29 protein-coding genes are annotated in these 26,353 nt (G+C 72.8%); 13 read left to right on the top strand and 16 right to left on the bottom strand.

Annotated features, from left to right (window positions below):
* The first annotated feature begins 32 nt into the window (after positions 1 to 32).
* Positions 33 to 1,403, top strand: coding sequence for a glutamate--tRNA ligase (gene gltX / locus G407_RS0114870; protein WP_052341411.1), 1,371 nt, complete (start codon positions 33 to 35; stop codon positions 1,401 to 1,403).
* 9 nt (positions 1,404 to 1,412) lie between these two features.
* Here gltX and G407_RS30575 read toward each other — a convergent pair whose 3' ends face one another.
* From G407_RS30575 to G407_RS0114850, 4 genes are all read right to left on the bottom strand, one after another.
* On the bottom strand, positions 1,413 to 2,381 hold the full coding sequence (locus tag G407_RS30575; RefSeq protein ID WP_029031446.1) for a DUF2865 domain-containing protein: 969 nt from the start codon (positions 2,379 to 2,381) through the stop codon (positions 1,413 to 1,415).
* Positions 2,382 to 2,556: 175 nt separating this feature from the next.
* A complete protein-coding gene (locus tag G407_RS0114860) occupies positions 2,557 to 3,168 on the bottom strand; it encodes a hypothetical protein (protein ID WP_029031445.1) in 612 nt (203 codons plus the stop codon).
* A gap of 130 nt (positions 3,169 to 3,298) precedes the next feature.
* On the bottom strand, positions 3,299 to 3,688 hold the full coding sequence (locus G407_RS0114855; protein ID WP_052341410.1) for a response regulator: 390 nt from the start codon (positions 3,686 to 3,688) through the stop codon (positions 3,299 to 3,301).
* Positions 3,689 to 4,029: 341 nt separating this feature from the next.
* On the bottom strand, positions 4,030 to 4,836 hold the full coding sequence (locus G407_RS0114850; RefSeq protein WP_029031443.1) for a response regulator: 807 nt from the start codon (positions 4,834 to 4,836) through the stop codon (positions 4,030 to 4,032).
* 167 nt (positions 4,837 to 5,003) lie between these two features.
* Between G407_RS0114850 and G407_RS27905 the strand changes: the two genes are divergently transcribed.
* The 3 genes from G407_RS27905 (at position 5,004) to G407_RS0114835 (ending at position 6,164) form a co-directional block, all read left to right on the top strand.
* Positions 5,004 to 5,234 (top strand): NepR family anti-sigma factor, encoded by a 231-nt coding sequence (locus tag G407_RS27905; protein WP_043539885.1) that lies wholly within the window; start codon positions 5,004 to 5,006, stop codon positions 5,232 to 5,234.
* Positions 5,231 to 5,782 carry a sigma-70 family RNA polymerase sigma factor gene (locus G407_RS0114840; RefSeq protein WP_029031441.1) on the top strand — a complete coding sequence of 184 codons (552 nt, stop codon included), beginning with the start codon at positions 5,231 to 5,233 and terminating at the stop codon, positions 5,780 to 5,782. The genes G407_RS27905 and G407_RS0114840 overlap by 4 nt, the downstream gene beginning before the upstream one ends.
* A 166-nt stretch (positions 5,783 to 5,948) precedes the next feature.
* The gene (locus G407_RS0114835; RefSeq protein ID WP_029031440.1) at positions 5,949 to 6,164 is read left to right on the top strand and encodes a hypothetical protein; all 216 of its coding nucleotides are present in this window, start codon (positions 5,949 to 5,951) and stop codon (positions 6,162 to 6,164) included.
* A 6-nt stretch (positions 6,165 to 6,170) separates the two neighbouring features.
* Here the strand turns inward: G407_RS0114835 and G407_RS0114830 are convergent, their stop codons facing one another.
* The gene (locus G407_RS0114830) at positions 6,171 to 7,028 is read right to left on the bottom strand and encodes an SDR family oxidoreductase (RefSeq protein ID WP_029031439.1); all 858 of its coding nucleotides are present in this window, start codon (positions 7,026 to 7,028) and stop codon (positions 6,171 to 6,173) included.
* Entirely contained in the window at positions 7,025 to 7,321 is a 297-nt protein-coding gene (locus G407_RS27900) for a hypothetical protein (protein ID WP_043539884.1), read from the bottom strand. Before G407_RS27900 ends, G407_RS0114830 begins: the two co-directional genes overlap by 4 nt.
* 167 nt (positions 7,322 to 7,488) lie before the next feature.
* Here G407_RS27900 and G407_RS0114820 point away from each other — a divergent pair, with 167 nt between their 5' ends.
* Complete coding sequence (locus G407_RS0114820; protein WP_029031438.1) at positions 7,489 to 7,962, top strand: secondary thiamine-phosphate synthase enzyme YjbQ; 474 nt, start codon at positions 7,489 to 7,491, stop codon at positions 7,960 to 7,962.
* 16 nt (positions 7,963 to 7,978) lie between these two features.
* Here the strand turns inward: G407_RS0114820 and G407_RS0114815 are convergent, their stop codons facing one another.
* The gene (locus tag G407_RS0114815; protein WP_052341409.1) at positions 7,979 to 9,067 is read right to left on the bottom strand and encodes a GGDEF domain-containing protein; all 1,089 of its coding nucleotides are present in this window, start codon (positions 9,065 to 9,067) and stop codon (positions 7,979 to 7,981) included.
* A 111-nt stretch (positions 9,068 to 9,178) separates the two neighbouring features.
* On the bottom strand, positions 9,179 to 10,705 hold the full coding sequence (locus G407_RS0114810; RefSeq protein ID WP_029031436.1) for a DEAD/DEAH box helicase: 1,527 nt from the start codon (positions 10,703 to 10,705) through the stop codon (positions 9,179 to 9,181).
* 171 nt (positions 10,706 to 10,876) lie between these two features.
* Between G407_RS0114810 and G407_RS0114805 the strand changes: the two genes are divergently transcribed.
* A complete protein-coding gene (locus tag G407_RS0114805; RefSeq protein WP_029031435.1) occupies positions 10,877 to 11,575 on the top strand; it encodes an alpha/beta fold hydrolase in 699 nt (232 codons plus the stop codon).
* A gap of 21 nt (positions 11,576 to 11,596) precedes the next feature.
* Here the strand turns inward: G407_RS0114805 and G407_RS0114800 are convergent, their stop codons facing one another.
* From G407_RS0114800 to G407_RS0114785, 4 genes are all read right to left on the bottom strand, one after another.
* Positions 11,597 to 11,872, bottom strand: coding sequence for a hypothetical protein (locus tag G407_RS0114800; RefSeq protein ID WP_029031434.1), 276 nt, complete (start codon positions 11,870 to 11,872; stop codon positions 11,597 to 11,599).
* A 96-nt stretch (positions 11,873 to 11,968) separates the two neighbouring features.
* Positions 11,969 to 12,328 carry a hypothetical protein gene (locus G407_RS0114795; RefSeq protein ID WP_029031433.1) on the bottom strand — a complete coding sequence of 120 codons (360 nt, stop codon included), beginning with the start codon at positions 12,326 to 12,328 and terminating at the stop codon, positions 11,969 to 11,971.
* Positions 12,329 to 12,488: 160 nt separating this feature from the next.
* Positions 12,489 to 13,802 carry an AMP-binding protein gene (locus G407_RS27895; protein ID WP_052341408.1) on the bottom strand — a complete coding sequence of 438 codons (1,314 nt, stop codon included), beginning with the start codon at positions 13,800 to 13,802 and terminating at the stop codon, positions 12,489 to 12,491.
* A 27-nt stretch (positions 13,803 to 13,829) separates the two neighbouring features.
* Positions 13,830 to 15,710 (bottom strand): extracellular solute-binding protein, encoded by a 1,881-nt coding sequence (locus G407_RS0114785; RefSeq protein ID WP_245259095.1) that lies wholly within the window; start codon positions 15,708 to 15,710, stop codon positions 13,830 to 13,832.
* A gap of 228 nt (positions 15,711 to 15,938) precedes the next feature.
* Here G407_RS0114785 and G407_RS0114780 point away from each other — a divergent pair, with 228 nt between their 5' ends.
* A complete protein-coding gene (locus tag G407_RS0114780; RefSeq protein WP_029031431.1) occupies positions 15,939 to 16,652 on the top strand; it encodes an invasion associated locus B family protein in 714 nt (237 codons plus the stop codon).
* 79 nt (positions 16,653 to 16,731) lie between these two features.
* Here G407_RS0114780 and hspQ read toward each other — a convergent pair whose 3' ends face one another.
* Entirely contained in the window at positions 16,732 to 17,061 is a 330-nt protein-coding gene (hspQ, locus tag G407_RS0114775) for a heat shock protein HspQ (RefSeq protein WP_029031430.1), read from the bottom strand.
* Between the two features lie 95 nt (positions 17,062 to 17,156).
* On the bottom strand, positions 17,157 to 18,197 hold the full coding sequence (locus tag G407_RS0114770; RefSeq protein WP_029031429.1) for an HpcH/HpaI aldolase/citrate lyase family protein: 1,041 nt from the start codon (positions 18,195 to 18,197) through the stop codon (positions 17,157 to 17,159).
* Positions 18,198 to 18,372: 175 nt separating this feature from the next.
* Between G407_RS0114770 and G407_RS0114765 the strand changes: the two genes are divergently transcribed.
* The 5 genes from G407_RS0114765 (at position 18,373) to G407_RS0114745 (ending at position 22,700) form a co-directional block, all read left to right on the top strand.
* The gene (locus G407_RS0114765) at positions 18,373 to 19,392 is read left to right on the top strand and encodes an AEC family transporter (RefSeq protein WP_029031428.1); all 1,020 of its coding nucleotides are present in this window, start codon (positions 18,373 to 18,375) and stop codon (positions 19,390 to 19,392) included.
* A gap of 20 nt (positions 19,393 to 19,412) precedes the next feature.
* The gene (locus tag G407_RS0114760; RefSeq protein WP_029031427.1) at positions 19,413 to 20,522 is read left to right on the top strand and encodes a CaiB/BaiF CoA transferase family protein; all 1,110 of its coding nucleotides are present in this window, start codon (positions 19,413 to 19,415) and stop codon (positions 20,520 to 20,522) included.
* A gap of 128 nt (positions 20,523 to 20,650) precedes the next feature.
* Positions 20,651 to 21,319, top strand: coding sequence for a response regulator (locus G407_RS0114755; protein WP_029031426.1), 669 nt, complete (start codon positions 20,651 to 20,653; stop codon positions 21,317 to 21,319).
* 12 nt (positions 21,320 to 21,331) lie between these two features.
* Positions 21,332 to 21,763: an ion channel gene (locus G407_RS0114750; RefSeq protein WP_029031425.1), complete on the top strand. Its 432-nt coding sequence runs from the start codon at positions 21,332 to 21,334 to the stop codon at positions 21,761 to 21,763.
* Positions 21,764 to 21,977: 214 nt separating this feature from the next.
* Positions 21,978 to 22,700 carry an SDR family NAD(P)-dependent oxidoreductase gene (locus G407_RS0114745; RefSeq protein WP_029031424.1) on the top strand — a complete coding sequence of 241 codons (723 nt, stop codon included), beginning with the start codon at positions 21,978 to 21,980 and terminating at the stop codon, positions 22,698 to 22,700.
* Between the two features lie 17 nt (positions 22,701 to 22,717).
* On the opposite strand, the gene G407_RS0114740 is transcribed toward G407_RS0114745, so the two are convergent.
* A complete protein-coding gene (locus G407_RS0114740) occupies positions 22,718 to 23,632 on the bottom strand; it encodes a lipid kinase (RefSeq protein ID WP_029031423.1) in 915 nt (304 codons plus the stop codon).
* 149 nt (positions 23,633 to 23,781) lie between these two features.
* Here G407_RS0114740 and G407_RS0114735 point away from each other — a divergent pair, with 149 nt between their 5' ends.
* On the top strand, positions 23,782 to 25,266 hold the full coding sequence (locus G407_RS0114735) for a TrkH family potassium uptake protein (protein ID WP_029029152.1): 1,485 nt from the start codon (positions 23,782 to 23,784) through the stop codon (positions 25,264 to 25,266).
* A 9-nt stretch (positions 25,267 to 25,275) separates the two neighbouring features.
* Here the strand turns inward: G407_RS0114735 and G407_RS0114730 are convergent, their stop codons facing one another.
* Positions 25,276 to 26,226: a C45 family autoproteolytic acyltransferase/hydrolase gene (locus G407_RS0114730; protein WP_210163047.1), complete on the bottom strand. Its 951-nt coding sequence runs from the start codon at positions 26,224 to 26,226 to the stop codon at positions 25,276 to 25,278.
* Between the last annotated feature and the right edge of the window lie 127 nt (positions 26,227 to 26,353).

Raw genomic sequence — 26,353 nt, 5'->3', positions numbered from 1 at the left:
CGCCCGTCCCTCGACGCGCTAGAGACGGGCGCATGACCGCCCCGACCAGCACCGCCTCGACCTCGCCCGCACCCGTCCTGCGCTTCGCGCCCTCGCCGACGGGCCTCCTCCACATCGGCAACGCGCGCACGGCGCTCCTCAACGCGCTCCTGGCGCGCCGGGAGGGCGGCACCTTCGTGCTGCGTCTCGACGACACCGATCGCGAGCGCTCCAGGGAGGAGTACGCGCAGGCCATCGTCGCGGACCTGGCCTGGCTCGGCATCCCGCCGGACGTCACCGTGCGCCAGTCCGAGCGCATCGCCCTCTACGACGCGGCGGGGGAGCGGCTGAAGGCGGCGGGGCGGCTCTACCCGTGCTTCGAGACGCAAGACGAGCTCGAGCGCAAGCGCCGCCTCCAGCTCGCCCGCGGCCTGCCGCCGATCTACGACCGCGCCGCGCTCGCGCTCTCAGGGGAGGACCGCGCGCGGCTCGAGGCGGAGGGCCGCCGGCCGCATTGGCGCTTCCGGCTCGACCACCGCGCCGTCGCCTGGACCGACCGCGTGCGCGGGGAGGTGAGCGTCGCGTGCGACTCGCTGTCCGATCCCGTGCTCGTGCGGGAGGACGGCAGCTACCTCTATACGCTCCCCTCCGTCGTGGACGACGCGTCGCTCGGGGTGACGCTCGTCGTGCGCGGGGAGGACCACGTCACCAACACCGCGGTGCAGATCCAGATCTTCGAGGCGCTGGGGAACGCCGTGCCCGCCTTCGGCCATCACAACCTCCTCACCACGGCCGGCGGGGAGGGGCTGTCCAAGCGCCTGGGGCACCTGTCGCTGCAGGGGCTGCGCGAGGCGGGGCTCGAGCCGCTCGCGGTCGCCGCCCTCGCGGTGCTCGTGGGCTCGTCGGACGCGGTGCGCCCGGTCGCGTCGCTGGAGGAGCTCGCGGCGCTCGTCGACCTGGGTCACGTGTCGCGCGCGCCCGCCCGCTTCGACGAGGCGGAGCTCGCCGCCCTCAACGCGCGGATCGTGCACGAGATGTCCTTCGAGGCGGTCGCGCCGCGGCTCGCCGCGATGGGCGTCGGCGGCGGCGCCGCCTTCTGGGAGGCGGTGCGCGGCAATGTCGGCACGCTCGCCGAGGCGCGGGACTGGTGGGACGTCGTCGCGGGCCCGGTCGTGCCTGTCGTCGAGGATGCGCCCTTCTGTGCCCGCGCGGCGGAGGCGCTCCCGCCCGAGCCGTGGGACGCGGGCACCTGGAAGAGCTGGACGGACGCGGTGAAGGCGGCGACCGGCGCCAAGGGCCGCGCGCTGTTCATGCCGCTGCGCAAGGCGCTCACCGGCCGCGACCACGGCCCGGAGCTCGCGGCGCTGCTGCCGCTGATCGGCCGCGACAAGGCGGCGGCGCGGCTCGCCGGGGACACGGCCTGAGGCGACGCCTCATGCGTCGGGTGCGGGGATCACCTCGGGCGCGACGACGCGCACGCGCCGGCGGCCGTCGCGCGTCTCGATCTCGCGCCACTCCCCCTCCGCGATCCCGAAGAAGGGGATCGACACGCCCGGGCCGCCGGGCACCGGCGCCGCGGGCGCGGTCTCGCGCGGCTGCGACAGCTCCCGGGCACGGGCCTCGTCGACGATCTCCGCGCCGCCGCCCAGCAGCGCCTCCGCCTGCGCGAGCGCCTCGGACCAGCTCTGGCCCGGCACGCGGCAGGAGCACGCCGCGTCGTGCGACCGGCGGAACGCCAGCGCATTGGGCAGCGCCATGTAGGACTGGCCGTCGGCGGAGATCGCCTGCTCGATCGACGCGCCCTGCGGCTTGTAGAACAGCGCGGTGGGGGCGGACGGGCACTGCGCCTGGCACAGCGCGCCGGCCTCGCGCGAATCGCGCGGCGTGCTCGCGAGCGGGAAGAACGAGCCGTCGCAGGTACGCACGCACACGGCCTGTCCCGCGATCGGCCGGGCCTCGTCGGGAAAGCCCGGGCCGTCCATGAAGGGCTCGTTCGGCTCGATCCAGGTATCGAGGACGCCCGGCTGCCCGCCCGGGACCCCGCCGGGGCCCTGCGGCGTGCAGTACTGCTCGATCGCCGAGAGGAGCGCGGCACGCCGCTCGTTGCCCGAGCGCGAGGACTCGACGAGCAGGCGCTGGTAGTTCGCTTCCATGGCGCCGAGCCGCTCGTCGGCGGCGGCGCATTCCGGCGAGGTCGGCGCGCCGAAGATGAGGAAGCGCGACCGCCCGCAGTCGAGGCTCTGCACGTAGCGGCGCATCTGCTCGAGCTCCATCGCCTGCTGGCGCGCGAGCGCGCCGTAGTCGCGCCCGCCGCCGGCGTCGATCTGCGCGAGCTCGGCGCGGTAGCGCGTGCACGCGTCCTGCGCCAGCGCCGCCGCCGGCAGGAGGAGGGAGATCGCCATCGCGAGTGGGCCGAGAAGGGAGCCGATAAGTGAGCCTTGCCGCATCGCACCGCCGTGGTCGTGGCGCGCGCCCGCGATTCGCGGGCCGCATCGCAGGACCCTTATAGCGCCCCGGATGGCCGCAACATGAACGAATGGCGCCGATGGCCGGGCACGGCGTGCGGTCCCCGCCGCGTCAGAGCGAGGCGAGGCACAGGGCACGCGCGGAAACCGCGCGGCCGCCCTGCGCGAGCGGGCTCACCGGGCTCTCGCAGCCGACGGCGAGGGTTTCGTCCGGCTCGGGCGTCTCGACCTCGCGGGGCGTCTCGACCTCGCGGGGCGTCTCTACCTCGCGGGGCGTGCGGCGGGGCAGCTGCTCCGGGAGCCGCGGCGCGCCGCCGGCGGGCGCGGCGAGGAGCCGCGGCAGGCCGGCGCCGCGCGCGACCGTCGTCGTGCGCTCCGCGGGATCGTGCTGCAGGACGAGGCGACCCTCGGTGTCGAGCACCGCGAGCGCGCCGCCGTCGAGGAGGACGATCTCCGAGGCTTCGAGATCGGGAGCCTGCAGATCGAGCGGCCCGGCGAGCGGGAGGGAGGGCCGGGCGAGCGCCGCCGACTTGCGGGCGCCCGCGCCCGACTGCTCCAGGACGTCCGCATGCGCGTCGCCGGGCACCGGCACCGAGACGAGGATCTCGAGGGCTCCTGCGAGCCGCGTCCAGGCGGCGCGCAGCTCGTGGGGCGCCGCGACCGCGCTCGTGAGCACGAAGGCGCCGAGATAGGTCGAGAAGAGGAGCGCGGCGAGGCGCAGCATGCCGAGGGCTCCGGCCGCGCGCCGGCTCCGGCGCGCTCTCGTTCAGGGTCACGGGAACATTGAACGGCGAAGCCGCGCGGTGGTTCCGAGGGGATGCGCCGGGGCGATGCTCCGGACGGCCGGCGCGCCGCTAGGCCGTGGCCAGCGCCTGCGCGAGAGCCTGGGCCAGCGCCTCGCGGGTGTAGGGCTTGCGCAGGCGCGGCACACCGACGAAGGCGGGGTCCGGGCCCGGGTCGGCGTAGCCGGAGGCGACCACGACGGGCAGGCCGGCCGCACGGGCGGCGCGCGCCACCGGCGTGCCGCTCTCCCCGTCGAGATCGAGATCGAGGACGAGCGCGCGCAGGTCCGTCCGGGCCGCGAGCAGCGTCTGCGCCGCGGTGGCGTCGCGCGCGACGAGCACCTCCTCGAAGCCGAGCTCGCGCAAGGTATCCGCCGTGTCGAGCGCGATGATGGCGCTGTCCTCCGCGAGGAGGATGCAGCCGAAGAAAGCCGCGCCGACGTTCTCGGTGCCTGCGACCAAGACATGCTCCCTGAATGGGACTCCCGAAAGGTAAGGCTTCACCATCGAGAAGGTTTCGCCGGCGGAACGTTTCGCCGGCGCGCCCGTTCACCGGCCACCTGGCCAGATGGTCCTCCCCGCATTCCCCTCGAGCTTGGCCAGCAACTTTTGCACGGATCGGTCCGGCCGATCCGTTTCTTTTTTTGCCGTCCCGCCGTCCGTCCATCGCGGGCGCGGCGCACGGCACGAAGCCGCACGTTACGATGCGACTGCGTACCATGCCACATCGCGGCGCAGGGTGCGTGCACGAAAAAGGGCCTCCCGCGGGAGGCCCTCGTCCGCACGCCCCGCGGCGACTCGGCTCAAGCCGAGGCGCGCTGGGGCCGGCTGCGGTGTGCGCTCTGCTGGAAGAACAGCGCCTGGCTGATGACCGCCGACACGTTCGCCGGCTGGAACGGCTTGGCGATGAGGAACGCGGGCTCCGGCCGCTCGCCGGTGAGGAAGCGCTCGGGATAGGCGGTGATGAAGATCACCGGGACCTGGAACGTGTCGAGCAGGTCGTTCACCGCGTCGAGCCCGGAGGATCCGTCGGCGAGCTGGATGTCGGCGAGGATCAGGCCCGGGCGCTTCGAGCCGGCGAGCGCGAGCGCTTCGTCGCGGGTGCGCGCGACACCGGTGACGTTGTGCCCGAGCCCCTCGACGAGCGCCTCGAGGTCCATCGCGATCAGGGGCTCGTCCTCGATGATCATGATGTCGGTGACGATGTCGGCGGCGAGCTCGCGGCCGGCCTCCTCCACGAGGGACCGCACCTCGTCGACCGGCACGGCGAGGACGCGGGCCGATTCCTCCTCGGAGAAGCCCTCGAGCGAGGAGAGCAGGAAGGCCTGGCGCGGCAGCGGCGTGATCTGGCCCAGCCGCGCCTCGGCGGGCAGGTCGCGCTCGACGCCTTCGGCGCGGCCGTTGACGGACAGCGAATTCCAGATGCGGGTGAAGACCCGGAACAGGTCGACCTTGATGTTGCCCTGGCGATCGATCGTCTCGGGTTCGCTCACGAGCGCCTCCAGCGTCGCGGCGACGTACGCGTCGCCCGCCTGCTGGCTGCCGGTGAGAGCGCGGGCGTAGCGGCGCAGGTACGGCAGGTACTGGACGACGAGCTGGGCTGTCGACATGCATATCCCCTTGTGGAGTCGCGGTTCGGCGTTGGTCCTGTCCGCCTCCAACGCGCGCGAGCCGAAAAGGTTCCCCCGATCGGCCCTGCCGATGGAACCCTTTGCCGGTCCAGGACGTTGGGGCCCGCGAGCGCTCGTTATCACGCCTCGAGGATGAGGGTCACGTAATGAAAGTCAACAAGGGCACGGGGGTCCACGAGCTCGGCTCGCGCGAGGTGCGCGGCAGAGAGCCGGGATCGGCATCGGCCGATCCGAGGCTCGACCGGGCCATACAGTCGCGCATCGGCGACCAGCTGCGGGCCATGTATTCCGAGCTGATGGATCAGCCGGTTCCCGACCGTTTCAAGGATCTGCTGGCGCAGCTCGAGAACCAAAACAAGACGGAGAACTCGCGATGACCCAGCCGGAACCGGCGCTGCGCGACGCCCTGCTCGCGGCCGTTCCGAGCTTGCGTGCGTTCGCGATCTCGTTGACGGGGCAGGTGGACCGAGCCGACGATCTCGTCCAGGACACGCTCTTGCGCGCCCTGTCGAACATCGATCGCTTCGAGCGCGGCACGAACCTGAACGCCTGGCTGTTCACCATCCTGCGCAACCTCTTCCACTCCGAGTACCGCAAGCGCCGCCGCGAGGTCGAGGACGCCGACGGCTCTTACGCCGCGCGCCTGAAGGCGCAGCCCGAGCAGGGCGCGCGTCTCGACTTCGAGGACTTCCGCGAGGCGCTCTCCACGCTGCCGCCGGACCAGCGCGAGGCGCTGCTGCTCGTCGGCGCGTCCGGCTTCTCCTACGAGGAGGCCGCCAACATCTGCGGCTGCGCCGTCGGCACGATCAAGAGCCGCGTGAACCGCGCGCGCTCGCGCCTGACCCAGCTCCTGGCGGTGGACGGCGACGAGGATCTCGGTGCGGATCGCATCACCCGCGCCGCGCTGCAGGCCGCCAGCGGCTGAGCGCCCGCAGGCACGGAGAGGCCCCGAAGAGAGCCGTGCGGGAGACCGCGCGGCTCTCGCGCGTTCGAGGCTTTTTTCTTTCGAGGCTTTCGTTTCACGACGGGCAAGCCTCGCCGTGAAACCATCGGGCGGCATCGGCGTTGGCCCGTACCGCAGGAGGCCGCACATGACGACCAGCGATCTGCTCACCCGATTCGGTGCCGTGTTCCTCGTCCTGGCGCTCGTCGCCTCCGCCATCGCCGCCGCGAGCCCCTCGGCCCTGCCGGGTGCGATCGCGACCATCGCCGGCGCGCTCGCCCTCACGACGCTGCTCTTCGCCCGGGTCGCGCCGGAGCGCCGACGCCGGCTCGCGCCCGTGCGCGCGCCCCGGCGTCGCTTCTGAGCGCGATCAGCTGCCGATCGCGTCTCCGCCGTTGGGGTGCAGGAACTGGCCCGTGACGTAGGAGCTGTCCGCGCAGGCCAGGAACAGGAAGCAGGAGGCGACCTCGTTGGGCTGGCCCGGCCGCCCCATCGGCGTCTTCGTCCCGAAGTCCTGCACGTGCTCGGCGGGGAAGGTCGCGGGGATCAGCGGCGTCCAGATCGGGCCCGGCGCGACACCGTTGATCCGGATGCCGCGCGCCGCGAGCGGCTTCGCCAGCGAGCGGGTCAGCGCCATGATCGCGCCCTTCGTCGCCGAGTAGTCGACGAGATGCGGCGAGCCGCGCACGGCGGTGACCGAGCCGCAATTGACGATGCGGCCGCCCGCGCGCATGTGCGCCAGCGCCGCCTGGATCATGTAGACGTAGCCGAAGATGTTGGTCCGGAACGTCGCCTCGAGCTGCTCGGGCGTGATGTCCTCGATCGCCTCGGTCACGTGCTGCTCGGCCGCGTCGTTGACGAGGACGTCGAGTCGCCCGAAGGCCTCGACGGTGCGCGCCGCCGCCTCCCGGCAGAAGGCGGGGTCTCGCACGTCGCCGGGAAGGCGCAGGCAGCGGCGCCCCTCGGCCTCGACGGCGGCCGCGGTCTCGGCGGCGTCCTGCGCCTCCTCCAGGTAGACGATCGCGACGTCGGCGCCCTCGCGCGCGAAGGACACGGCGGTGGCGCGGCCGATGCCGCTGTCGCCGCCGGTGATCAGCGCCGCCTCGCCGGCGAGGCGCCCCGAGCCGGGAAAGCGCGGCGCGTAGTCCGGCCGAGGCGACATGGCGTGCTCGCGGCCGGGCTGGGTCGGCTGGTGCTGGGCCGGAGGGCCCCCGCGCTCTGCGGTCATCGCGTCGCCTCCTGTCGCTGCGCGTGGTGCGGGTTGGGGTTCGTCGGTCCGCCGGGGAGGTGGTCGGGGGGCATGCGGCGACCGGGATCGCGCACGGTCGGATCGCCGTCCGGCTCGGGCTCGTCCTCCTCCGGCAGCGGCGGGACCTCGCCGGGCAGGCGACCGCCGGGTGGCAGCGGCGGCGGGCGCTTCGGCGGGTCCAGCGGCACGCTGCCCGGGTCGGGCGTTCGGTTGCCCGGCGCCAGCTCCACGCCGGCGAGCGGTTCCTCGAGGTTTCGCACGAGGCGATCCATGGCGGCCCTCCCGTCTCGATGTTCCGGGGGCTAAGCGCGGGCGTCGGACGGGGTTCCGCGGGAGTGGCCCGTCGGGAGGGGCACCGAGGGGAGGGGCCCGTTCGGGGTCGACCCGGGGGCGTCCGGCGCGCTAGGCTCGGTCACGGATCGGAGGAGAGGCGCGGGCGATGGCGGAGAGACGAAGCCGGAGCGGCGCCCCGCGGGCGCTCCATGCGGGCGCGGCGACGCGCCAGGCGATGTTCTCGACCACGATCGAGACGCCCGGCCCGGGCTTCGTCGAGATCACCCGCGAGGCGCGCGCCTGCGTGCGCGAGAGCGGCGTCACACACGGGCTCGCGACGGTCTTCTGCCGTCACACCTCGGCCTCGCTCGCGATCCAGGAGAACGCCGATCCGGAGGTGACGCGCGATCTCGTCGACGCGCTCGACCGGCTCGCCCCGCGGGACCGGCGCTGGCGCCACGGGTCGGAGGGGCCGGACGACATGCCGGCCCACGTCCGTGCCATGCTGACGGGTGCGTCGCTCGCCGTCCCCGTCCTCGACGGGGAGCTCGCGCTCGGGACCTGGCAGGGGCTGTATCTCGTCGAGCACCGCGACCGGCCGCATCGGCGCGAGGTCGTGCTCGTCGTGCAAGGGGCTTGAGTGCGGAGGATGCCGCTCAGGCGACCTCGGCCTGGGGCACCGCCTGGTGCGCCTCGTGCGCACCGGCGAAGTCGTCGTCGGTGTCGCAGACGGTGCGGTTGCGGCCGGCGCGCTTGGCGGTGAACATGCACTGGTCGGCGCGCTCGAGCAGCGACACCGCGGTGTCCCCCTTGCGCATGCCGGCGCAGCCCACCGAGATCGTCACCTTGCCGAGCGACTCGCCGGTGGAGCGCTTCACCAGCTCGCGGCTCATGACGCTCGTGCGCACGCGCTCGGCGGCGGCGCGGGCGGTCTCCACCGTGGTGTCGGGCAGGATGATGCCGAACTCCTCGCCGCCGAAGCGCGCGAGCGTCGCCTTGGTCTTCACCTGCTCGCGCATGGTCATGCCGACGAGACGCAGCACCTGGTCGCCGGTGAGATGGCCGTAGGTGTCGTTGAAGCGCTTGAAATGGTCGATGTCGATGACGATCAGCGCCAACGGCGCGCGCTCGACGATCGCCTGGTCGAGCGTCTTGACCAGCATCTCCTCGAAATGCTTGCGATTGGCGATGCCGGTGAGCGGATCGGTGAGCGACTCGATGCGCACGGCCTCCAGCGTCTCGCGCAGGACCTCGATCTCGCCGCGGGTCTCGCGCAGGCGCGCCTCGAGAGTCTTGTTGGTGGCGCCGACGTCCTTCGTCGCCGTGACGAGGGCGGCGACCAGCTCGCGGATGCGCCGCTTGTCGATGGTGATGGCGAGGTCGTTGGAGAAGGCTTCGAGCGATTCGCCGTACTTGGCGGTGGAGCCGAGCGCCATCTCGAGCATCTCCATCACCTCGTCGATCTCGCCGATGACGGTGGCGCCGGCCTTCTCCGCCTCCTGGGCGAAGCGCTGCGGCGCGAGATGCTCGTCGAAGAGGGAGGCGACGTCGTCGTCGCGCACGTGACCGCTCTGGGCGGCGATGCGCTTGATGGCGTCGTTGATGACCGGCTTCTGCCCGGTGACGTAGGTGTACCAGACCTCGTAGGACCGTGGGCTCGCAGACGAGCCGTAGGTCTTCATCAGATCCAGGGCGCGATGCCCTACCTGGAACGTCCGCTCGAGATCCTCACCAGCTGCCGTCATCTGTTCCATCCCGCAAGGCGCACAACCGATAATCTGGCGGCGCGTCGGCCCCGGGAACGCAGATTGGCTCCAAACAACGAAAAGTCGGTTAATGCTTACGCAGGCCGAATGCTATTTCTTCGACTTGATCACGACAGGCCGCAACAGGAAGGCGGGGATATGATCCCCGAAGCTCGGCGTGTCGAGCTGCTCCTCCTCGCGGCGCGCGCGGCCGCGCGCCGGCCGGGCGGTCCGCTCGGCGTCCCGCTGGGGTTCGCGCCGGGGTTCTCGCCTGGGCTCGCGCTGGGGCTCGCGCTGGGGTTCTCGCTTGGGCTCGCGTCGGGGCTCCGCGGGCTCGCGTTCCGGCGCGGGCGCGCGCACGGCCTGCGGCTCGGCAGCGCGGGCTTCGCCGGCGCTCTCGCGACGCCCGCCGCGCCGCGAGCGCGAGGGAGCCTCCTCCGCCTCGCCCCGTCCGCCGCCGCGGCGTGGGCCGCGCTCGCGGGAGGGACGCGCCGGGGCGTGCCCGGCCTCCGCCGTCGTCGGGCCGGACCAGACGACCGCATTGCCGATGAGCTTCTCGATCGCCGACAACGACCTCTCGTCCCCGGGCGCGACGAGGGTGAAGGCCGCCCCCGAGCGCCCCGCGCGGCCGGTGCGGCCGATGCGGTGGACGTAGTCCTCGGCGTGGTGCGGGACGTCGTAGTTGAAGACGTGGCTCACCATCGGGATGTCGAGCCCGCGGGCGGCGACATCGCTCGCCACCAGGATCGTCGCCTCGCCGGTGCGGAAGGACTCGAGCGCCAGCATGCGGGCGCGCTGGTCCATGTCGCCGTGCAGCGCCACCGCGTTGAACTTGTGGCGCTGGAGCGAGCGGTGGAGCACCGCGACGTCGCGCTTGCGGTTGCAGAAGATGATCGCGTTCTGCAGGTCGACGGCATCGCGGATCAGCCCGCGCAGCGTCTCGCGCTTGGCGGCCGGGTCCGAGCCGGTGGAGACGAGGCGCTGCGTGATCGTCTGCGCGGCCGAGGCCGGGCGGGCCACCTCGACCTTGACCGGGTTCGACAGGAACTTCTCCGACAGCCTCTGGATCTCCGGCGGCATCGTCGCCGAGAAGAACAGCGTCTGGCGGGTGAAGGGCGTGAGCTTCACGATCCGCTCGATGTCGGGGATGAAGCCCATGTCGAGCATGCGGTCGGCCTCGTCGATGACGAGGAGCTCGACGCCGGTCAGGAGCAGCTTGCCGCGCTCGAAATGGTCGAGCAGGCGCCCCGGCGTGGCGATCAGGACGTCGACGCCGCGGGTGATCTTCACGTCCTGGTCGCCGAAGGACACGCCGCCGATGAGCAGCGCCACGGAGAGCTTGTGGTTGACGCCGTAGCGGACGAAGTTCTCCTCCACCTGCGCCGCGAGCTCGCGCGTCGGCTCGAGGATGAGGGTTCGCGGCATCCGCGCCCGGGCGCGCCCGGTCTCCAGCATGGTGAGCATCGGCAGCGTGAACGCCGCCGTCTTGCCCGTGCCCGTCTGGGCGATGCCGAGCACGTCGCGCCGGGCGAGCACGTGGGGGATCGCTTGGGTCTGGATCGGGGTCGGCTGCGAGTAGCCCGCAGCGCCGACGGCCTGCAGGACCTTGTCGCTCAGCCCGAGTTCATCGAAGGACATGAAGATGGAGAACTCTCGCGGACGTGCCGCTTTCTTGACGTGCTCGCCCCGCACGGCGACGAAAGGGGCGGGCTTCTCGACATCCGCCCGCCGTGAGGCGGCGGCCGTGCGAGGGGACCATAGGTGCTCGAAACCCCTTGTCAATCGTCTGCAGGCCACGCGGAGGCCGAAATGGAACACTTCGTCCTGATTCCCGGCCTCCTGTGCACGGGAGCGCTGTTCGCGCCGCAGATGCCGGTGCTCGCGCGGCACGGGAAGACGCATGTCGCGGACACCACCCGGGACGACACGATCGCCGCGATGGCGCAGCGGCTGCTCGCCGAGGCTCCGGAGGGTCCGCTCTCGCTCGTCGGCCTGTCGATGGGCGGCTACGTCGCGCTCGAGGTCGCGCGCCGAGAACCGGGGCGCGTGCGGCGCCTCGCGCTCCTCGACACGAGCGCGCGGCCGGAGACGCCGGAGGCGAGCGAGACGCGTCGGCGGCTCGTGGCGCTGGCGCAGGCCGGGCGCTTCGAGGAGGTGATCGACCTGCTCTGGCAGCGCCTGCCGGCGCCGGACCGGCTCGCCGACGCGCGCCTGCGCGCGATCGTGACGGACATGGCCCGGGAGGTCGGGCCGGACGCGTTCGCCCGCCAGCAGCGCGCCATCATGGCACGCGCGGACCAGCGCCCGCTGCTGCCGAGCCTCGAGATGCCGACCCTCGTCGCCGTGGGGGAGAGCGATGCGATCACGCCGCCCGGGGTCGCCGAGGAGATGGCGGAGGCGATCGAATGGGCGACGCTCACGCGCATCCCCGCCTGCGGCCACCTCTCGACGCTGGAGCGGCCGGAGCGGGTCGAGGCGGCGCTGGAGGCCTGGCTCGGGGCGACCTGATCCGCCGAGGGCCGGCGCCGATCACCGGGCGGGGGCGTCGCCGCAGGGGTCGAGGCGCACGCGATCGAGACCGAGCGAGCCCGTGATCAGCGGCTCGCGCCCGACGTCGCGGTCTGCGGCGAGCCGGGCGAGCGCGTCGCGGTCGAAGCCCTGCGAGACCCAGTCGGCGGCGATCCAGCTCAGCGCGCCGACGACGATCACGATCTTGAGCGTCGTGAAGATGATCGAGGGACGGCCCGAGCCGAACATGAGCGCCTCCAGCGCGGACTTGAGAACGGAGGCATCATGCGCGCCCATGGTTAAGGTGGGCTTGCCGGCAGGCGCGAATTTCGAGCGATCGGGGGCGGGCCCGACACGCGGCGGGCTCGGTGTCCGACGTGCCGCGACCGAGAGTCAGCGCGCGGGGCCCGCGAAGGCGCCGGTGCCGACCTGGCTCTCGAGGATGCGGGCGAAGGCGCCGGACGCCGAGAGGCTCGCCGCGTCGACGACGATGACGGGCGGCCCGGCGTCGCCGCGGCGTTCGGACAGGCGGTCGGCCAGGTTCTGGAAGCGCGCCCGGGACGCGGCGCTGGCGCCGCGGGGGATCTGCACGACGATCGCCGAGGGCGTCGGGATCACGGCGAGGACCTCGTCGGCGGCGTCGAGCGAGGCCGTGACGGAGGCGTAGCCCAGCTCCGCGAGCTCCGCGGAGAGCGCGGCGTCGGCGTCGCGGTCGCCGTCGTCGACGATCAGGATGCGTTGGAGAGGGGTCATCGTCCCGGCCGGTCTCGCGACCCCGTCGTCCGGAGCCGACTCATCAACGCACATTTCGCATCACCGTTCCACCCCGAAAGCTCCGCACGGGCGCTGAAATTGTGCGCTGCGGCGTGCCGCCTGCGTCGTCGCCGGCGCCGCCGGTCGCCCGGCGCGGGGGTCAGGACACGCCGATCACGATCCCGGCGAAAACGTCCGCGCGCCAAGAGGTTTCGCGCCAGTCCGGCAGATCCGCCTCGACCTGCCCGCGCACGACCCGCCGCGCCTGCGTGGATGCGCCGCGCACCGAGAGGCGGCCCTCGTCGTCGCGGCGCACAAGCGGGTCCGCATCGGCCCCGGAGCGGGCGTCGAGGCGCAGCGCCACCTGCCCCCCGCGGGCCCGCGGGTGGGTGAGGAGCGCCCACGGCTCGAGCGCCAGGACGTCGACGATCGGCCCCGCGGCGGCGGCACGCGCCCGGAAGCGCGTCGGAGCGGCGTGCAGGAGGACGAGGCCCCGCACGCTCGCCGGCAGCGCCGTCGCGGCGAGCGCGCCCTCCATCCAGCCCGGCGCCACGAGCCGCGTCGGCTCCCCGCGCGCGAGGCTGGCGGCGAGCGCCGGGCCGTCGAAGAGCCCGTGCAGCTCGAGCGGCGCGCCCGTCAGGAGCGCGGCGACGAAGCCGGTGGCGAGGCCCATCAGGTCGTCGGGGGCGACGAGATGCACGATCCGCTCGTGCGGCTGGTACTGCGCGACCTCGAGGAAGGCGCGGGCCGCCGCGATCCAGGAGGAGGCCGGCCGAAACGCGGCCTCGATCTCCGCGCCCCGCAGCGCGAGGGTGACGATGCCGGGCTCGCGCGCCGCCGACCCCTCCGGGGTGCGGCCGGCCCTGTCGCCGGCGCTCTCGCCGCCGCCGGCGAGGATCGGGCGCTCGTCGATCATCACCCGGTCGAGATCGAGCACGCCGTCCGGGGGCTGCGGGCCGAAGGCCGTGACGAAGCGCAGGCCGTAATAGCCCATGGCGATGTCGCGGAAGGTCTCGGCGGGCTTGAGCGCGCCGACGGCGCTCTGCGTCACCACGGCGACCGCGCCGGTCGCCTCCACCGCACGGGCGAGGTCGTCGCGGGGCCAGGCGAGCGGCAGGAGGCAGGGCGTCAGGCCCGCGCGCTCCAGCGCGAGCAGCGTCAGCAGGGTCTCGGAGCCGGCGGGCAGGCATACCGCCACCGGGGCCTCCGGCGCCAGCCCGAGGCCCGCGAAGAAGGCCGCGAGGCGCTCGATCATCGGCAGCGCCGCGCCGTAGCTCCAGGCGATGCGCGGGCGCCCGCACCAGGCCTCGCGCCCCGCCTGGTCGACGAAGGCGAGCACGCCGGGCGTCTGCGCCGCGCGCTCCGCGAAAAGCCCGCCGAGCCCTGCCGGCCGCGCGGTCACCGCCGTCGCCGCCGTCGCGTGGTCGCGCGCGCCGCCCGCCTCCCGCGCACCCTCGATCGCCGTCGCCGCCATGCCCCCTCCCTCGCTGCGCACCCGCGCTCAGCCTCCGCTGCGGCGCCAGACCTCGATCGGCAGCCCGCGCAGCGGTGCCGGGTCCGGCCGCTCGAGGCCCGCGTCGTAGGCGAGCCAGGTGTTCGCCTGGATGTGGAGCGGCACGACGTAGATGCCCGAGATCAGCAGCCGGTCGAGCGCCCGCACGGCGTCGACGAAGTCGTCGCGCTCGGTGGCGGCGAGCATCGCCGCGATCATCGCGTCGATCCCCGGCTCGCGGGCGCCGGCGAAGTTCAGCGAGCCGGAGCGTTCGGCGGCGGCGCTCGTCCAGCGGTTGACCTGCTCGTTGCCCGGCGACAGCGAGGCCGGCCACGTCCACTGGATCATGTCGTAGTCGAAGTCGGCCAGACGGCGCCAGTATTGCGCGTCGTCCACGAGCCGGATCGACATGGCGATGCCGACGCGCCCGAGCGCATCGGCGAAGTTCAGCGCCAGCCGCTCCTGCTGGCGGTTGACCGCCAGGAACTCGAAGGTCATCGGCGCGCCGGTCTCGGCGTTGCGCATGACGCCGTCCTGGAGCCGCCAGCCGGCCTCGGCGAGGAGGCGCATGGCCTCGCGGATCTGGGCGCGGTCGCGGCCCGAGCCGTCGCCCGTCGGCGGCTGCCAGGTGCCGTCCATCACCTCCGGCAGGACCGCGTCGGCGAAGGGCGCGAGCAGCGCCTGCTCCGCCTCGCTCGCCGGGCGCCCACGGGCCGAGAGGTCCGACCCGTCGAAATAGGAGCCCGCGCGCTGGAAGAGGCCGAAGAGCAGGTTCCGGTTCACCCACTCGAAATCGTAGAGATGGCCCAGAGCCTGCCGCACGCGCCGGTCGGCGAAGATGTCCTTGCGCGTGTTGAAGACGAAGCCGTTCATCCCCTGCGGCGTGCGCTGGGGCACTTCCTCCTTGACGATGCGCCCGTCCCGCACCGCCGGGAAGTCGTAGCCGGTCGCCCAGCGCGTGGCGTCGCCCTCGACGCGCAGGTCGTAGACCCCGGTCTTGAAGCCCTCGAACATCGTGTTGGCGTCGCGGAAGAACTCGTAGCGGATCTCGTCGGGCTTGTTCAGCCCGCGGTTCACCGGCAGGTCCGCGCCCCAGTAGTCGTCGCGCCGGCGCAGCACGACGCGCTCGCCGGGCACGACCTGGGCGAACGCGTAGGGCCCCGAGCCGATCGGCGGCGTGAGCGAGGTCTGGTCGAAGGTCTCGGGATCGATCGTGTGGGTCGCGAAGATCGGCATCATCGCGATCAGCAGCGGCAGCTCGCGGTCGCCGCTGTCGCCGAAGTCGAAGCGGATCGTGTGGTCGTCGATCACCTCCACCGCGGCGACCTTGCCGAAGTTGCCGCGGAAGTAGGGCTTGCCCTTCTCGCGCAGGAGCTCGAAGGAGGTCTTCACGTCCTGCGCCGTCAGCGGCGCGCCGTCGGAGAAGGTGGCGCGGGGGTCGAGCGCGAACTCGGCGAACGAGCGGTCCTCGGGCATCACGACGCTGCGCGCGACGAGGCCGTAGAGCGTGAAGGGCTCGTCGAGGGAGCGCTGCATCAGGCTCTCCCAGACGAATTTCTGGGCGAGGTCCGGCGCCACGCCGAGCACGATCGTCGGGTTCAGCCCGTCGAACGTGCCCTGCAGCGCCATCGCGACGCGACCGCCCGTCGGCGCGTCCGGCGCCGCGTAGGGGAAATGGCTGAAGTCGGGGCCGAGCTCCGGCTCGCCGTGCATGGCGATGCCGTGGCGCGGCGCCAGCTCCTCGGCGGAATACCCGCTCGTGTCCTGGGCGGCCACCGGCGCGGCGATCAGTGTCGCGACCAGCCCTGCGGCGAGCGCCGCGCGGCGCAGGCCGGACGCGAGCGCGGGCAGGATCGTCGGCTGGCGAAGGGGGTGCGGGCGTGTGGGCACGAGGCTCTTCCTCCGTCGCGGCTTCGGGCGGGCGCGATTCGGCGCGTTTACGCTAGCATAGACGAGAATAGCGTTAACGACTGGAATATGCCGGCGCGAGCCGCTAAAAGGGCGCGGGCCGCGCCACGCCATCGCCTCAATGCGCGACGATGAGCGGCGCGCCCGGGCAGGACGAGCGCCTCGCCCGCCCCGCCACACCTTCCTCCGGACGTGAAAGAGGACTTCAGGATGTCGTTTCCGGCACGAATCGCGCGCAAGCGGGGCCTCGGCTTCGTGACCGCCCTCGCCGTGGCGGCCGGCGCGCTCGCGCCGCTCGCGGCCTCGGCCCAGACCGCCCCTGCCCCCGCCCCCGCCCCTCAGGCGCCCCAGCCCGGCCAGCCCAACGTGGTGCCGGTGGTGCCCGAGCCCTCGCAGACGGGCTGGACCAAGCTGTGCGGCCAGGACCAGGCGTCCGGCGCCGAGATCTGCTACACCACCCGCGACTTCGTCTCCGACCAGGGCCAGCCCGTGCTCGCGGTCGCGATCTACGACATCGACGCGCCGGAGGGGCAGGAGGACCAGCTCGTCGCCCGCTTCCTGATGCCGCTCGGCCTGCTGCTGCAGCCCGGCATCCGCTTCGCGGCGGACCAGAACGCGGCGACGAACGGCGCCTACGCGGTCTGCTTCCCGAACGGCTGCTTCGCCGAGGCGCAGATCACGCAGCAGATGGTCGACCAGATGAAGGCGGGCGCGAACCTCAACATCTCGGTGCAGAACCAGAACGCGCAGGTCGTGACCTTCCAGGTCCCGCTCACCGGCTTCACCGCCGGCTGGGACGGCGACCCGATCGACCCGGCCGAGCTCGAGGCCCAGCAGCGCCGCCTGCAGGAGGAGCTCCAGCGCCGCTCCGAGGAGCTGCGCCAGCGCCTCGAGCAGGAGAGCGGAGCCGCCGCCCCGCAGTGAGCGGCACCGCCCGCCGACGAGAGACGAGACGCCGGGCCTCGCGCCCGGCGTTTTTCGTGGCGAGACGGACGTCGGCGGCTCAATTCGCCGCCACCGCCTTCGCCCGGTAGCTTCCGTCCGCCCCGCGTTCGAACATGTTGGCGATCATCGGGTGGCGCAGGGGCTCGTCGGAGGTATCGGGCACGAGGTTCTGCTCGGAGACGTAGGCGACGTACTCCGTCTGCGCGTTCTCGGCGAGCAGGTGGTAGAACGGCTGGTCCTTGCGCGGGCGCATCTCGGCGGGGATGGCGAGCCACCATTCCTCGGTGTTGGCGAAGACCGGGTCCACGTCGAAGACGATGCCCCGGAACGGATAGATCCGGTGGCGCACGACCTGGCCGATGGCGAACTTGGCGACACGAAGCGTCATTGGCGAGCCTCACCTCCAGCCCGCCAAGATAGGCCGCGTGCGTCGAGCTTTCAAACCCGAGCGCGCGACATGCGCACGCGCGCCTCCGCCCGGCCTCAGAGCCCGTAGGCGGCGCCGAGCTCGGGGTCCTTGCGCGCCACGATTGTCGCCAGGTCGAAGATGACCTTCGCCTGCTTCCAGGTGGCATCGTCCTGCATCTTGCCGTCGATCATCACGGCCCCGGTGCCGTCGGGCATCGCATCGAGGATCTTCCTGGCGAACAGCACCTCCTCCACCTCCGGCGCGAAGACACGCTCGGCGATGGCGATCTGGCTCGGGTGCAGCGACCAGGCGCCGGCGCAGCCGAGGAGGTAGGCGTTTCGGAACTGCGCCTCGCAGGCGTCGGGGTCCGAGAAGTCGCCGAAGGGACCGTAGAACGCCGAGAGCCCGTTCGAGACGCAGGCGTCGACCATGCGCGCGATCGTGTAGTGCCACAGGTCCTGTTGGGCCGAGGCGCGCGGCGCATCGCCGCCGGGATCCGAGAGCACCCGGTAGTCCGGATGGCCGCCGCCGACGCGCGTCGTCTTCATGCCGCGCGATGCGGCCAGATCGGCGGGGCCGAGGCTCATGCCGTGCATGCGCGGCGAGGCGGCGGCGATGGCGTCGACGTTCTTCACCCCCTCGGCCGTCTCCAGGATGGCGTGGACGAGGATCGGCTTCTCCACCCCGTGCCGCGCCTCGAGCTGGGCGAGGAGCTGGTCGACGTAGTGGATGTCCCACGGCCCCTCGACCTTGGGCAGCATGATCACGTCGAGCTTGCTCCCCACCGCCGCGACGATCTCCATCACGTCGTCCAGGAACCAGGGGGAGTTCAGCGCATTCACGCGCGTCCAGAGCCCGGTGTCGCCGAAGTCGCTGTCGCGCGCCATGGCGATGAAGCCCGCCCGCGCCGCCTCCTTGGCGTCCGCGGGGATCGCGTCCTCCAGGTTGCCGAGGATCACGTCCACACGGCGGATCAGCTCCGGCACCTTGGCACGGACCTTCTCGACGTGGGGCGGCACGAAGTGGATCATCCGCTCGAGCCGCACGGGCAGCTCGCGGTAGGGCTCCGGCGCGCCGAGCGCGAGCGGCTGGTAGAAGCGGCGGGGGCTCTTCATGCGGATCTCCCATGGCTGGCGAGGAGAGGACATAGCCCGTGCCCGACCACGGGACCATTAGCCGATGGACGGCTGCCATGCGACCTTTGCGATTGCGGACCCGCCGTTTCCTTGCGAGAGAGGGCCCCGCGTCGCCAGCCCTCGCGCCTCCCCCGCGCAGCCTTCGGAAAAGCCCATGTCCGACCTCGTCGGGCTCCTCGACCTCCTCGCCCCCTTCTTCGGCCTGATCGCGCTGGGCTGGGCCTGCGGACGCTTCGTGCCGCGCCCGGCGAGCGGGCTGTCGTGGATGCAGTTCTTCCTCATCTACGTCTCGCTGCCGTGCCTGTTCTTCCGGCTGATCGCGGGCGAGCCGCTCTCCGAGCTGGCGAACTGGCCGTTCATCGCGGTCACCACGCTTTCGACCTACATCGCCTTCTCGATCGCCTTCGCGGTGGGCATGCTCGTGACCCGCGACATGCCGCAATCGGTGATGCAGGGGGTCGCGGGCTCCTACTCGAACATCGGCTACATGGGCCCGCCGCTCGTGCTCGCCGCGCTGGGGCCGGCGGCGAGCCCGCCGGTCGTCCTGATCTTCGTGTTCGATTCGCTCCTTCTGTTCTCGCTCGTGCCCTTCCTGATGGCGGTGGCGGGCGTCGAGAAGAAGGGCATGCTCGCCACCGCCGGCGAGGTCGCCTTCCGGATCGCGACGCACCCGTTCAACGTGGCGACGATGATCGGCGTCGGCGCGAGCTACTTCGCCTGGACGCCGCCCACCGCCATCGACAAGATGACGCTGTGGCTCTCGAACGCGGCAGCGCCCAGCGCGCTGTTCCTGCTCGGCGTGACGGTGGCGCTCCGGCCCGCGCCGGCGCCGGCGGCGCCGGCCGGGACGAAGACCGCGAGGCCCGGCGAGCGCGCGCGGAAGATCCCCGTGGAGGTGCCGATCCTCGTCGTCGTCAAGCTCGTCGTGCATCCGCTCATCGTCTGGGTGCTGCTCTCCGTGGTGGGCGACTTCGCCCCGCCCTGGGTGTTCGCCGCGATCGTGATGGCGGCGCTGCCGCCGGCGCTCAACATCTTCGTGATCTCGACCCAGTACGGCGTCGGCGTCGAGCGCGCCTCGGCCTGCGTGCTCGTGGGCACGATCGCGTCCGTCGTGACGCTGACGGGCTTCCTCTGGCTGATCGAGACGGGCATGCTCCCGCACGACCTGTTCTGAGGCCGGGAGGAGCCGACCGCATGGCCGCACGCCGCCTGCCGCTCGAGGGCGTCACCGTCCTCGATCTCTCGACCCTCCTGCCCGGGCCGCTCGCGACCCTCATCCTGGCGGAGGCGGGCGCGCGGGTGATCAAGATCGAGCGGCCGGGCGGGGAGGACATGCGCGGCTTCGCCCCGTTCGTCGAGGGTCGCTCCGTTCCCTTCGCCATGCTCAACGCCGGCAAGGAGATCCTCCCGCTCGACCTGAAGGATCCCGCGGACCGTGCGCGGCTCGAGGCCCTCGTGGGCGAGGCGGACGTGCTCGTCGAGCAGATGCGCCCCGGCGTGATGGACCGGCTCGGGCTCGGCCGCGACGCGCTCCGCGCGCTCAACCCGCGCCTGATCGTCTGCGCCATCACCGGCTACGGGCAGGAGGGGCCGCGGGCGGGGGAGGCGGGGCACGACATCAACTACCAGGCGCTCGGCGGCCTCCTTTCGCTGGCGCCGGGCGCGCCGGACCACCCGGCGACGCCGGCCGCGCTCGTCGCGGACATCGCCGGCGGCGCGATGCCGGCCGTGATCGACGTCCTGCTGGCGCTGCGCCTGCGCGACCTCACCGGCGAGGGGACCTTCCTCGACGTCGCGATGACGGACGCGATGGCGACCTTCGCCTGGCTGGCGCGGGCGCAGATGGCGGCGGCGGGGCGTGCGCCCGGGCCGCACGACGGGCTGCTGACCGGCGGAAGCCCGCGCTACGGGCTCTACGCCACGGCGGACGGCGGCTACGTCGCGCTCGGCGCGCTGGAGGACAAGTTCTGGGCGCGCGCCTGCGAGGGGCTCGGCCTCGCGCCGGAGCTGCGCGACGACGCCCGCGACCCCGCCGCCACCAAGGCGGCGATCGCGGCGATCGTCCGCGCCCGCGACGGCGCGCACTGGCGCACGAGTCTGGAGCCGCTCGATTGCTGCGCGACCGTCGTGCGCACGCTGGAGGAGGCGGCGTGCGACCCGCATTTCGTCGCTCGCGGGCTCTTCGCCGGGCGCGCGGAATGGGACGGGATCGCGATGCCGCTGTGCGACGTGCCGCTCGCGCGCGCGGTGCGGCGCGATCCCGACGCGCCGCGCAGGGTCGAGGCACCGGCGGAGCGGGGCTGAGCGGCGGCATGCGAGGCCGATTCGGCGTGCCTGCGTGTTCGCCCCCTCTTGCGCCGGCTGCGGAATTCCGCTTTCCGTCGCTCGAGGCCCGGCTCGGCCGGGCCGCGGGGCGGGTTCGGGAGGTGCGCGTGGAGAAGGCTGGCACGACGATCGTGATCGCGGACGACCATCCGCTCTTTCGCGGCGCGCTGCGCCAGGCCGTCACCGGCGTCCTCGCCGACGCGCGGGTGATCGAGGCGGGCGGGCTCGACGAGCTCACCGCGACGCTCGCCGACGTGTCCGACGTCGACCTCGTCCTGCTCGACCTGACGATGCCGGGCGTCCAGGGCTATTCCGGCCTCATCTACCTGCGCGCCCAGCACCCGGACATCCCGGTCGTGATCGTCTCGGCCAACGAGGATCCGGTGGTCATCCGCCGCGCCGTCGGCTTCGGGGCGTCGGGCTTCATCCCGAAGTCGCTCGACACCGCCGCCATCGGCGCCGCCGTGCAGGCGGTGCTCGCCGGCGACAGCTGGACGCCGCCGGACGTCGATCTCGCCGCGGACGACGACGACGAGGCGGCCGAGATCGCCAAGCGCATGGCGACGCTCACGCCCCAGCAGGTGCGCGTGCTGATGATGCTGTCCGAGGGGCTCCTCAACAAGCAGATCGCCTACGAGCTCGGCGTCTCCGAGGCGACCGTGAAGGCGCACGTCTCCGCCATCCTGCAGAAGCTCGGCGTCGAGAGCCGCACGCAGGCGGTGATCGCGGCCTCCAAGATCGGCGCGACGGCGAAGGCACCCGCGCCGATCGCCTGAGAGCGCCACGCCGTGCTCGCCACGCTCGCCATCGCGACGGCGCTCGTCTGCGCCACCGTCACGATCCATTACGAGATCCTGCGGCGCGTCTCCCTCGCGCTGCCGCGCCTGCGGCTGCGACGGCCGCTGCGCATCCTGGTGGTGATCGCGGCGGTGCTGCTCGCGCACCTCCTCGACGTTGTGCTCTATGCCGCCGCCTTCGCGGCGATGCACGACCACGGGGGGCTGGGGCGGCTCGAGGGGGCGCTGACGGGCGGCTTCTCCGACTTCGTCTACTTCTCGCTGACGAGCTACACCACGCTCGGCGTCGGCGATCTCTGGCCGACGGGCCCGATGCGGCTCCTCACCGGGATCGCGGCGCTCAACGGCCTCGTGCTGATCGGCTGGTCGGCCTCCTTCACCTACCTGGAGATGGAGGAGCTGTGGGGCCGCCGGCGCACGTGACGCCGAAGGCTCGTCTCGCACGCCGTTGCAGCCGGCAGCCGATGAACATCAGGTCGTCGCCTGGCTCATGCATGAAGCGCATGCGGATGCGGGATGCATATCGCGCCACATGCAGACGTGGCAGCCGCCCGCTTCCGTGCTAGCTTCCCGCTCGCTCCCTTCGGACGAGGCTCCCGTGCAAGAACCCCGCATTCCCAACGCTCCCCGCCGCATCATGCTCCTGACCGGAGCGAGCCGCGGCATCGGCCATGCGACGGTCAAGCGCTTCTCCGCCGCCGGCTGGCGCGTCATCACCGCGTCGCGCCACGCGTTCCCCGAGAACTGCCCCTGGGAGATGGGGCCGGAGGATCACCTCCAGGTCGACCTCTCCAGCGCCGAGGACACGATGCGCGCCATCGCCGACGTGCGCAGCCGGCTCGAGCTGGAGGGCGCCGTCCTGCACGCGCTCGTCAACAACGCCGGCATCTCGCCCAAGGGCCCCGGCGGGTCGCGGCTGAGCGCGCTCGGCACGCCCTTCGAGACCTGGGCGCACGTGTTCCAGGTGAACCTGTTCGCCACCGTGCTGCTGGCGCAGGGCCTGCGTGCGGAGCTCGAGCGGGCCCGCGGCTCGATCGTGAACGTCACCTCGATCGCCGGCGCCAACGTGCATCCCTTCGCCGGCGCCGCCTACTCCACATCCAAGGCCGGGCTCGCGGCGCTGACCCGCGAGCTCGCGAGCGATTTCGGGCCGCTCGGGGTGCGCGTCAACGCGATCTCGCCGGGCGAGATCGACACCTCGATACTCTCGCCGGGCACCGAGAAGATCGTCGAGCAGATCCCCATGCGCCGCCTCGGTACGCCCGACGAGGTCGCCAAGGCGATCTACTTCCTGTGCACCGACGCGAGCTCCTACGTGAACGGCGCGGAGCTGCACATCAACGGCGGCCAGCACGTCTGAGCTGCGCCTCGGCTCGGTCAGGGCGCGAACACGCGGATCGCCCGCGGCCGGATCGAGAAGCGCGCGGGCGTCGTCGCGACGATCTCGCCGTCGGCGTTGACGTCCCGCGGGGTGCGGGTGCGCACCTCGAAATCGACGCAGCGCTCCGTGCGCACGTCCGCCCAGGCCCCGTGGGCACCCTTGGCGAAGCAGCGCAGCATCAGCGCGAGGCGCCAGACGTTGCGGGTCTCGAGCGAGTAGAGGTCGAGCGTGCCGTCGTCGATCGCCGCCGTCTCCTCGACGACCATGCCGCCGCCGTAGTAGCGGCCGTTGCCCACCGCGACCTGGTAGGTCTTGGCGCGCACCTCGCCGGAGCCCGACACGATCGTCGCCGTGAAGGGCCGCGCCCGTATCGCCACGCGGATCGCCGCTAGCGCATAGGCGAGCCGTCCCCAGATGCGCTTGCGGCGCTTGCACAGGGCCTTGGCGAGATCCACGGAGAGCCCGATCGAGGCGACGTTGAGGAACGGCCGCCCGTTCACCACGCCGAGGTCGACGGGGCGCGTGAGCCCGGCGGCGACCGCGGCCATCGCGGCGACGGGGTCGGCCGGGAGGCCGAGCGTGCGGGCGAAGTCGTTGGCCGTGCCGCAGGGCGCGACGCCGAGCGGCAGGCCGGTCTCCAGGATGCCGGGCAGCGCCGCGTTCACCGTCCCGTCGCCGCCGCAGACGACGACCGCGTCGACCTCCCCCGCGCACCGCCGGATGTCGTCCGACACCTCGCGGGCCGCCGAGAACGTCTCCGCGAGCACCGCGATTCCGTGCCCTTCGAGGGCGGCGGCGACCGCGTCCAGGCACGCCGCGCCGCGCCGGCTGTGCGGATTGACGAGGAGGAGGACGCGGGCGGGACGACCGTGGGCGTCGGGGGCGGGCCGGCTCTCGGCGAGGACGGACATGGGAACGGGACTCCGGAGCGCGACGGCGCCACGAGCGTTATGGTGCGCGGCCGGTGGCTTTTGAAGGCCCGGCGACGACCACGGCTCGCCGGCGCTTCCACCGAGCCGGGTCCGTGCTAGAAGCGGCTCCGTTCACGCGAGCCGTTCCCATGCAGCGCACGAAGAGCCTCGGCCTCACCGTCCCCGCCCTCGCACCGGTCGCCTCGCTCGTCGGCGGGACCCTGCTCGCGCTGGCGGCCGCGATGGTGCTGCCGATGGCGGTCGATCTCTGGGCTCGAAACCCGGACTGGCGGGCCTTCGCGGTCTCCGCGGGCCTCACCGCGGGCGCGGGCGCGCTCCTGGTGGTGGCGGGGCGCGGAGGCCTGCGCGGCGGGCTGACGATCCGCCAGGCCTTCATCCTCACGCCCGCGACCTGGACGGCGGTCGCCCTGTTCGCGGCGCTGCCGCTCTACGCCTCGGACTATGCGCAGCTGCGCGACAGCTTCACCAACGCCTTCTTCGAATCGATGTCGGGGCTCACGACCACGGGCTCCACCGTGATCGTCGGGCTCGATTCGGCGCCGCCGGGCGTGCTCCTGTGGCGCGCGATCCTGCAATGGCTCGGCGGCATCGGCATCATCGCCACCGCGATCGCGATCCTGCCCGCGCTCGGGGTGGGCGGCATGCAGCTCTTCCGCACCGAGTCGTCGGATCGCTCCGAGAAGGTGCTGCCGCGGGTGCGCGACATCGCCGCCGCCATCGCTGCGGTCTATGTCGGCCTCACCGCCCTGTGCGCGGCGCTCTACTGGCTCGCGGGGATGACGCCTTTCGACGCGGTGGCGCACGCGCTCACCACCGTCTCGACGGGTGGCTATTCCACGACGGATCTCTCGATGGGCGGCTTCGGGCCCGGGACCCAGTGGATCGCCATCGCCTTCATGCTGGCGGGTGCTCTGCCCTTCGTGCTCTACATCCGCCTCCTGCGCAGCGAGGGCGCGGTCTTCCTCGACAGCCAGGTGCGCACGCTCGTCCTCCTCCTCGTCTGCGTCTCGACGCTGCTCGCCACCTGGCTCGTCGTCACGCACGGCTACGCGCCGGGAGAGGCCGCGCGGCACGCGGCGTTCAACGTCGTCTCCGTCGTGACGACGACGGGCTACGCCTCGACCGACTATCTCGTCTGGGGCAATCTCGCGGTCGGTCTCTTCTTCGCGCTGACCTTCATCGGCGGCTGCACCGGCTCGACCTCGGGCGGCATGAAGATCTTCCGCTTCGAGATCATGGCGCAGATGCTGCGCGCGCATTTCCGCCGGCTGATCTACCCGCACGGCGTCTTCCCGCGCACCTATGCGGGGCGGCCGCTGCCGGACGACGTCGTCGCCTCGGTGGTGGTGTTCTTCTCGCTGTTCTTCATCTGCTACAGCCTGATCACCCTGGTCCTGATGGCGATCGGCCTCGACTTCGTCACCGCGATCAGCGCCTCGGTGACGGCGCTCGCCAATGTCGGCCCCGGGCTCGGGCCGATCATCGGGCCCGCCGGCAACTTCGCGCCGCTGCCGGACGCCGCGAAATGGGTGCTCACCTTCGCCATGCTGCTCGGGCGGCTCGAGCTGTTCACGGTGCTGATCCTGCTCACGCCCGGCTTCTGGCGCGAGTGAAGCCCCACCTCAGCCCGGGATCTCGCGCGCGCCCTCCTCGAAGGCGCCGACGGCTTGAGACCACGCCGGCCGGTCCGGCCAGAGATAGTCGACGGCGCCGGCGGCGGGGCGAAGGACGGCGGTGTAGAACGTGCCCATCACGCCCGCGAAGTCGCGCCTCAGGATCGGCGGGGCGAGGAAGGCGCGGATCATCTCGGCGCGCCCGGTGCCGGGCGTCTCGCGCAGGCGGGTCAGCAGATCGCAGCGAAGCACCGTCTCGCTCGCCGCGTCCCCCGCCGGCCACTCCGGTGCGCGCTGGTGATTGGTCACCACCGGACGGTCGAGCACCAGGGGCTCGCGGTCCGGTGCGAGCATCGCCACGGCATGGGCGCCGGTGCGGTCGAGCACGACGATGTTCGTCGCCATGGCGGAGGGGATGCGCGTCAGCGCCGCGATCGCCTCCGGCACGGTGGCGCAGGTCTCGAGCACGTAGCGCACGAGCCAGGGATTGCCGAAGCCCGCCCCGACCACCGGCCGCCCGCCGAAGGTGAGCGCGGCGGCGAGGCCCGCGTCGTTGACGCCGTCGAGCGCGCCGAACAGCGCCTCGCTCGAGGCGATCACCGTCGGCCCGCCGGCCCAGCGGCCGTGCTGGAGCGTGCCCTCGAAGAATCCCGAGGTGAAGTCGTAGTTGCGGATCATCACCGGCTCCGCCTCCGGCGCGATCGCCACCGAACACCCGGTCACCACCGGCGGGGGCGCCCACCCGGTGAGGAGGGCGTGCGCGGCGGGATCGTCGCCCGCGAGCGCGCAGGCGCGCTCCCAGGCCGGGACGAGCTCGGGCATGTGCGCGGCGAGCGCGGCGCGGCGCGCGGCGAGGGGCGGGTCGTCGGCGGCGGGCGCGAACCAGGGGCGATAGCGCGGCCAGAGCGCCTCGAACCGCGCCTGCCACTTCGGCCCGGGCCGCTCCTCGGATATCGCCACGAGCCGCATCGCGCTCCCCTCCGGCCGGCGTTCGAGCCGGCAGCGTAGAAGAAGTTTTTCGCTCCGCGCAACCGGACCGCCGTTCTTGCGCGGTGCCCGCTTCCGGGCTAGCACGTCCGGGTGCCGG

This window comes from Salinarimonas rosea DSM 21201 (assembly GCF_000429045.1).
In the GTDB taxonomy this organism is placed as follows: domain Bacteria; phylum Pseudomonadota; class Alphaproteobacteria; order Rhizobiales; family Beijerinckiaceae; genus Salinarimonas; species Salinarimonas rosea.
The sequence above is the reverse complement of the archived record's forward strand: the minus strand, read 5'-3'. Positions and strand labels throughout refer to the sequence as shown.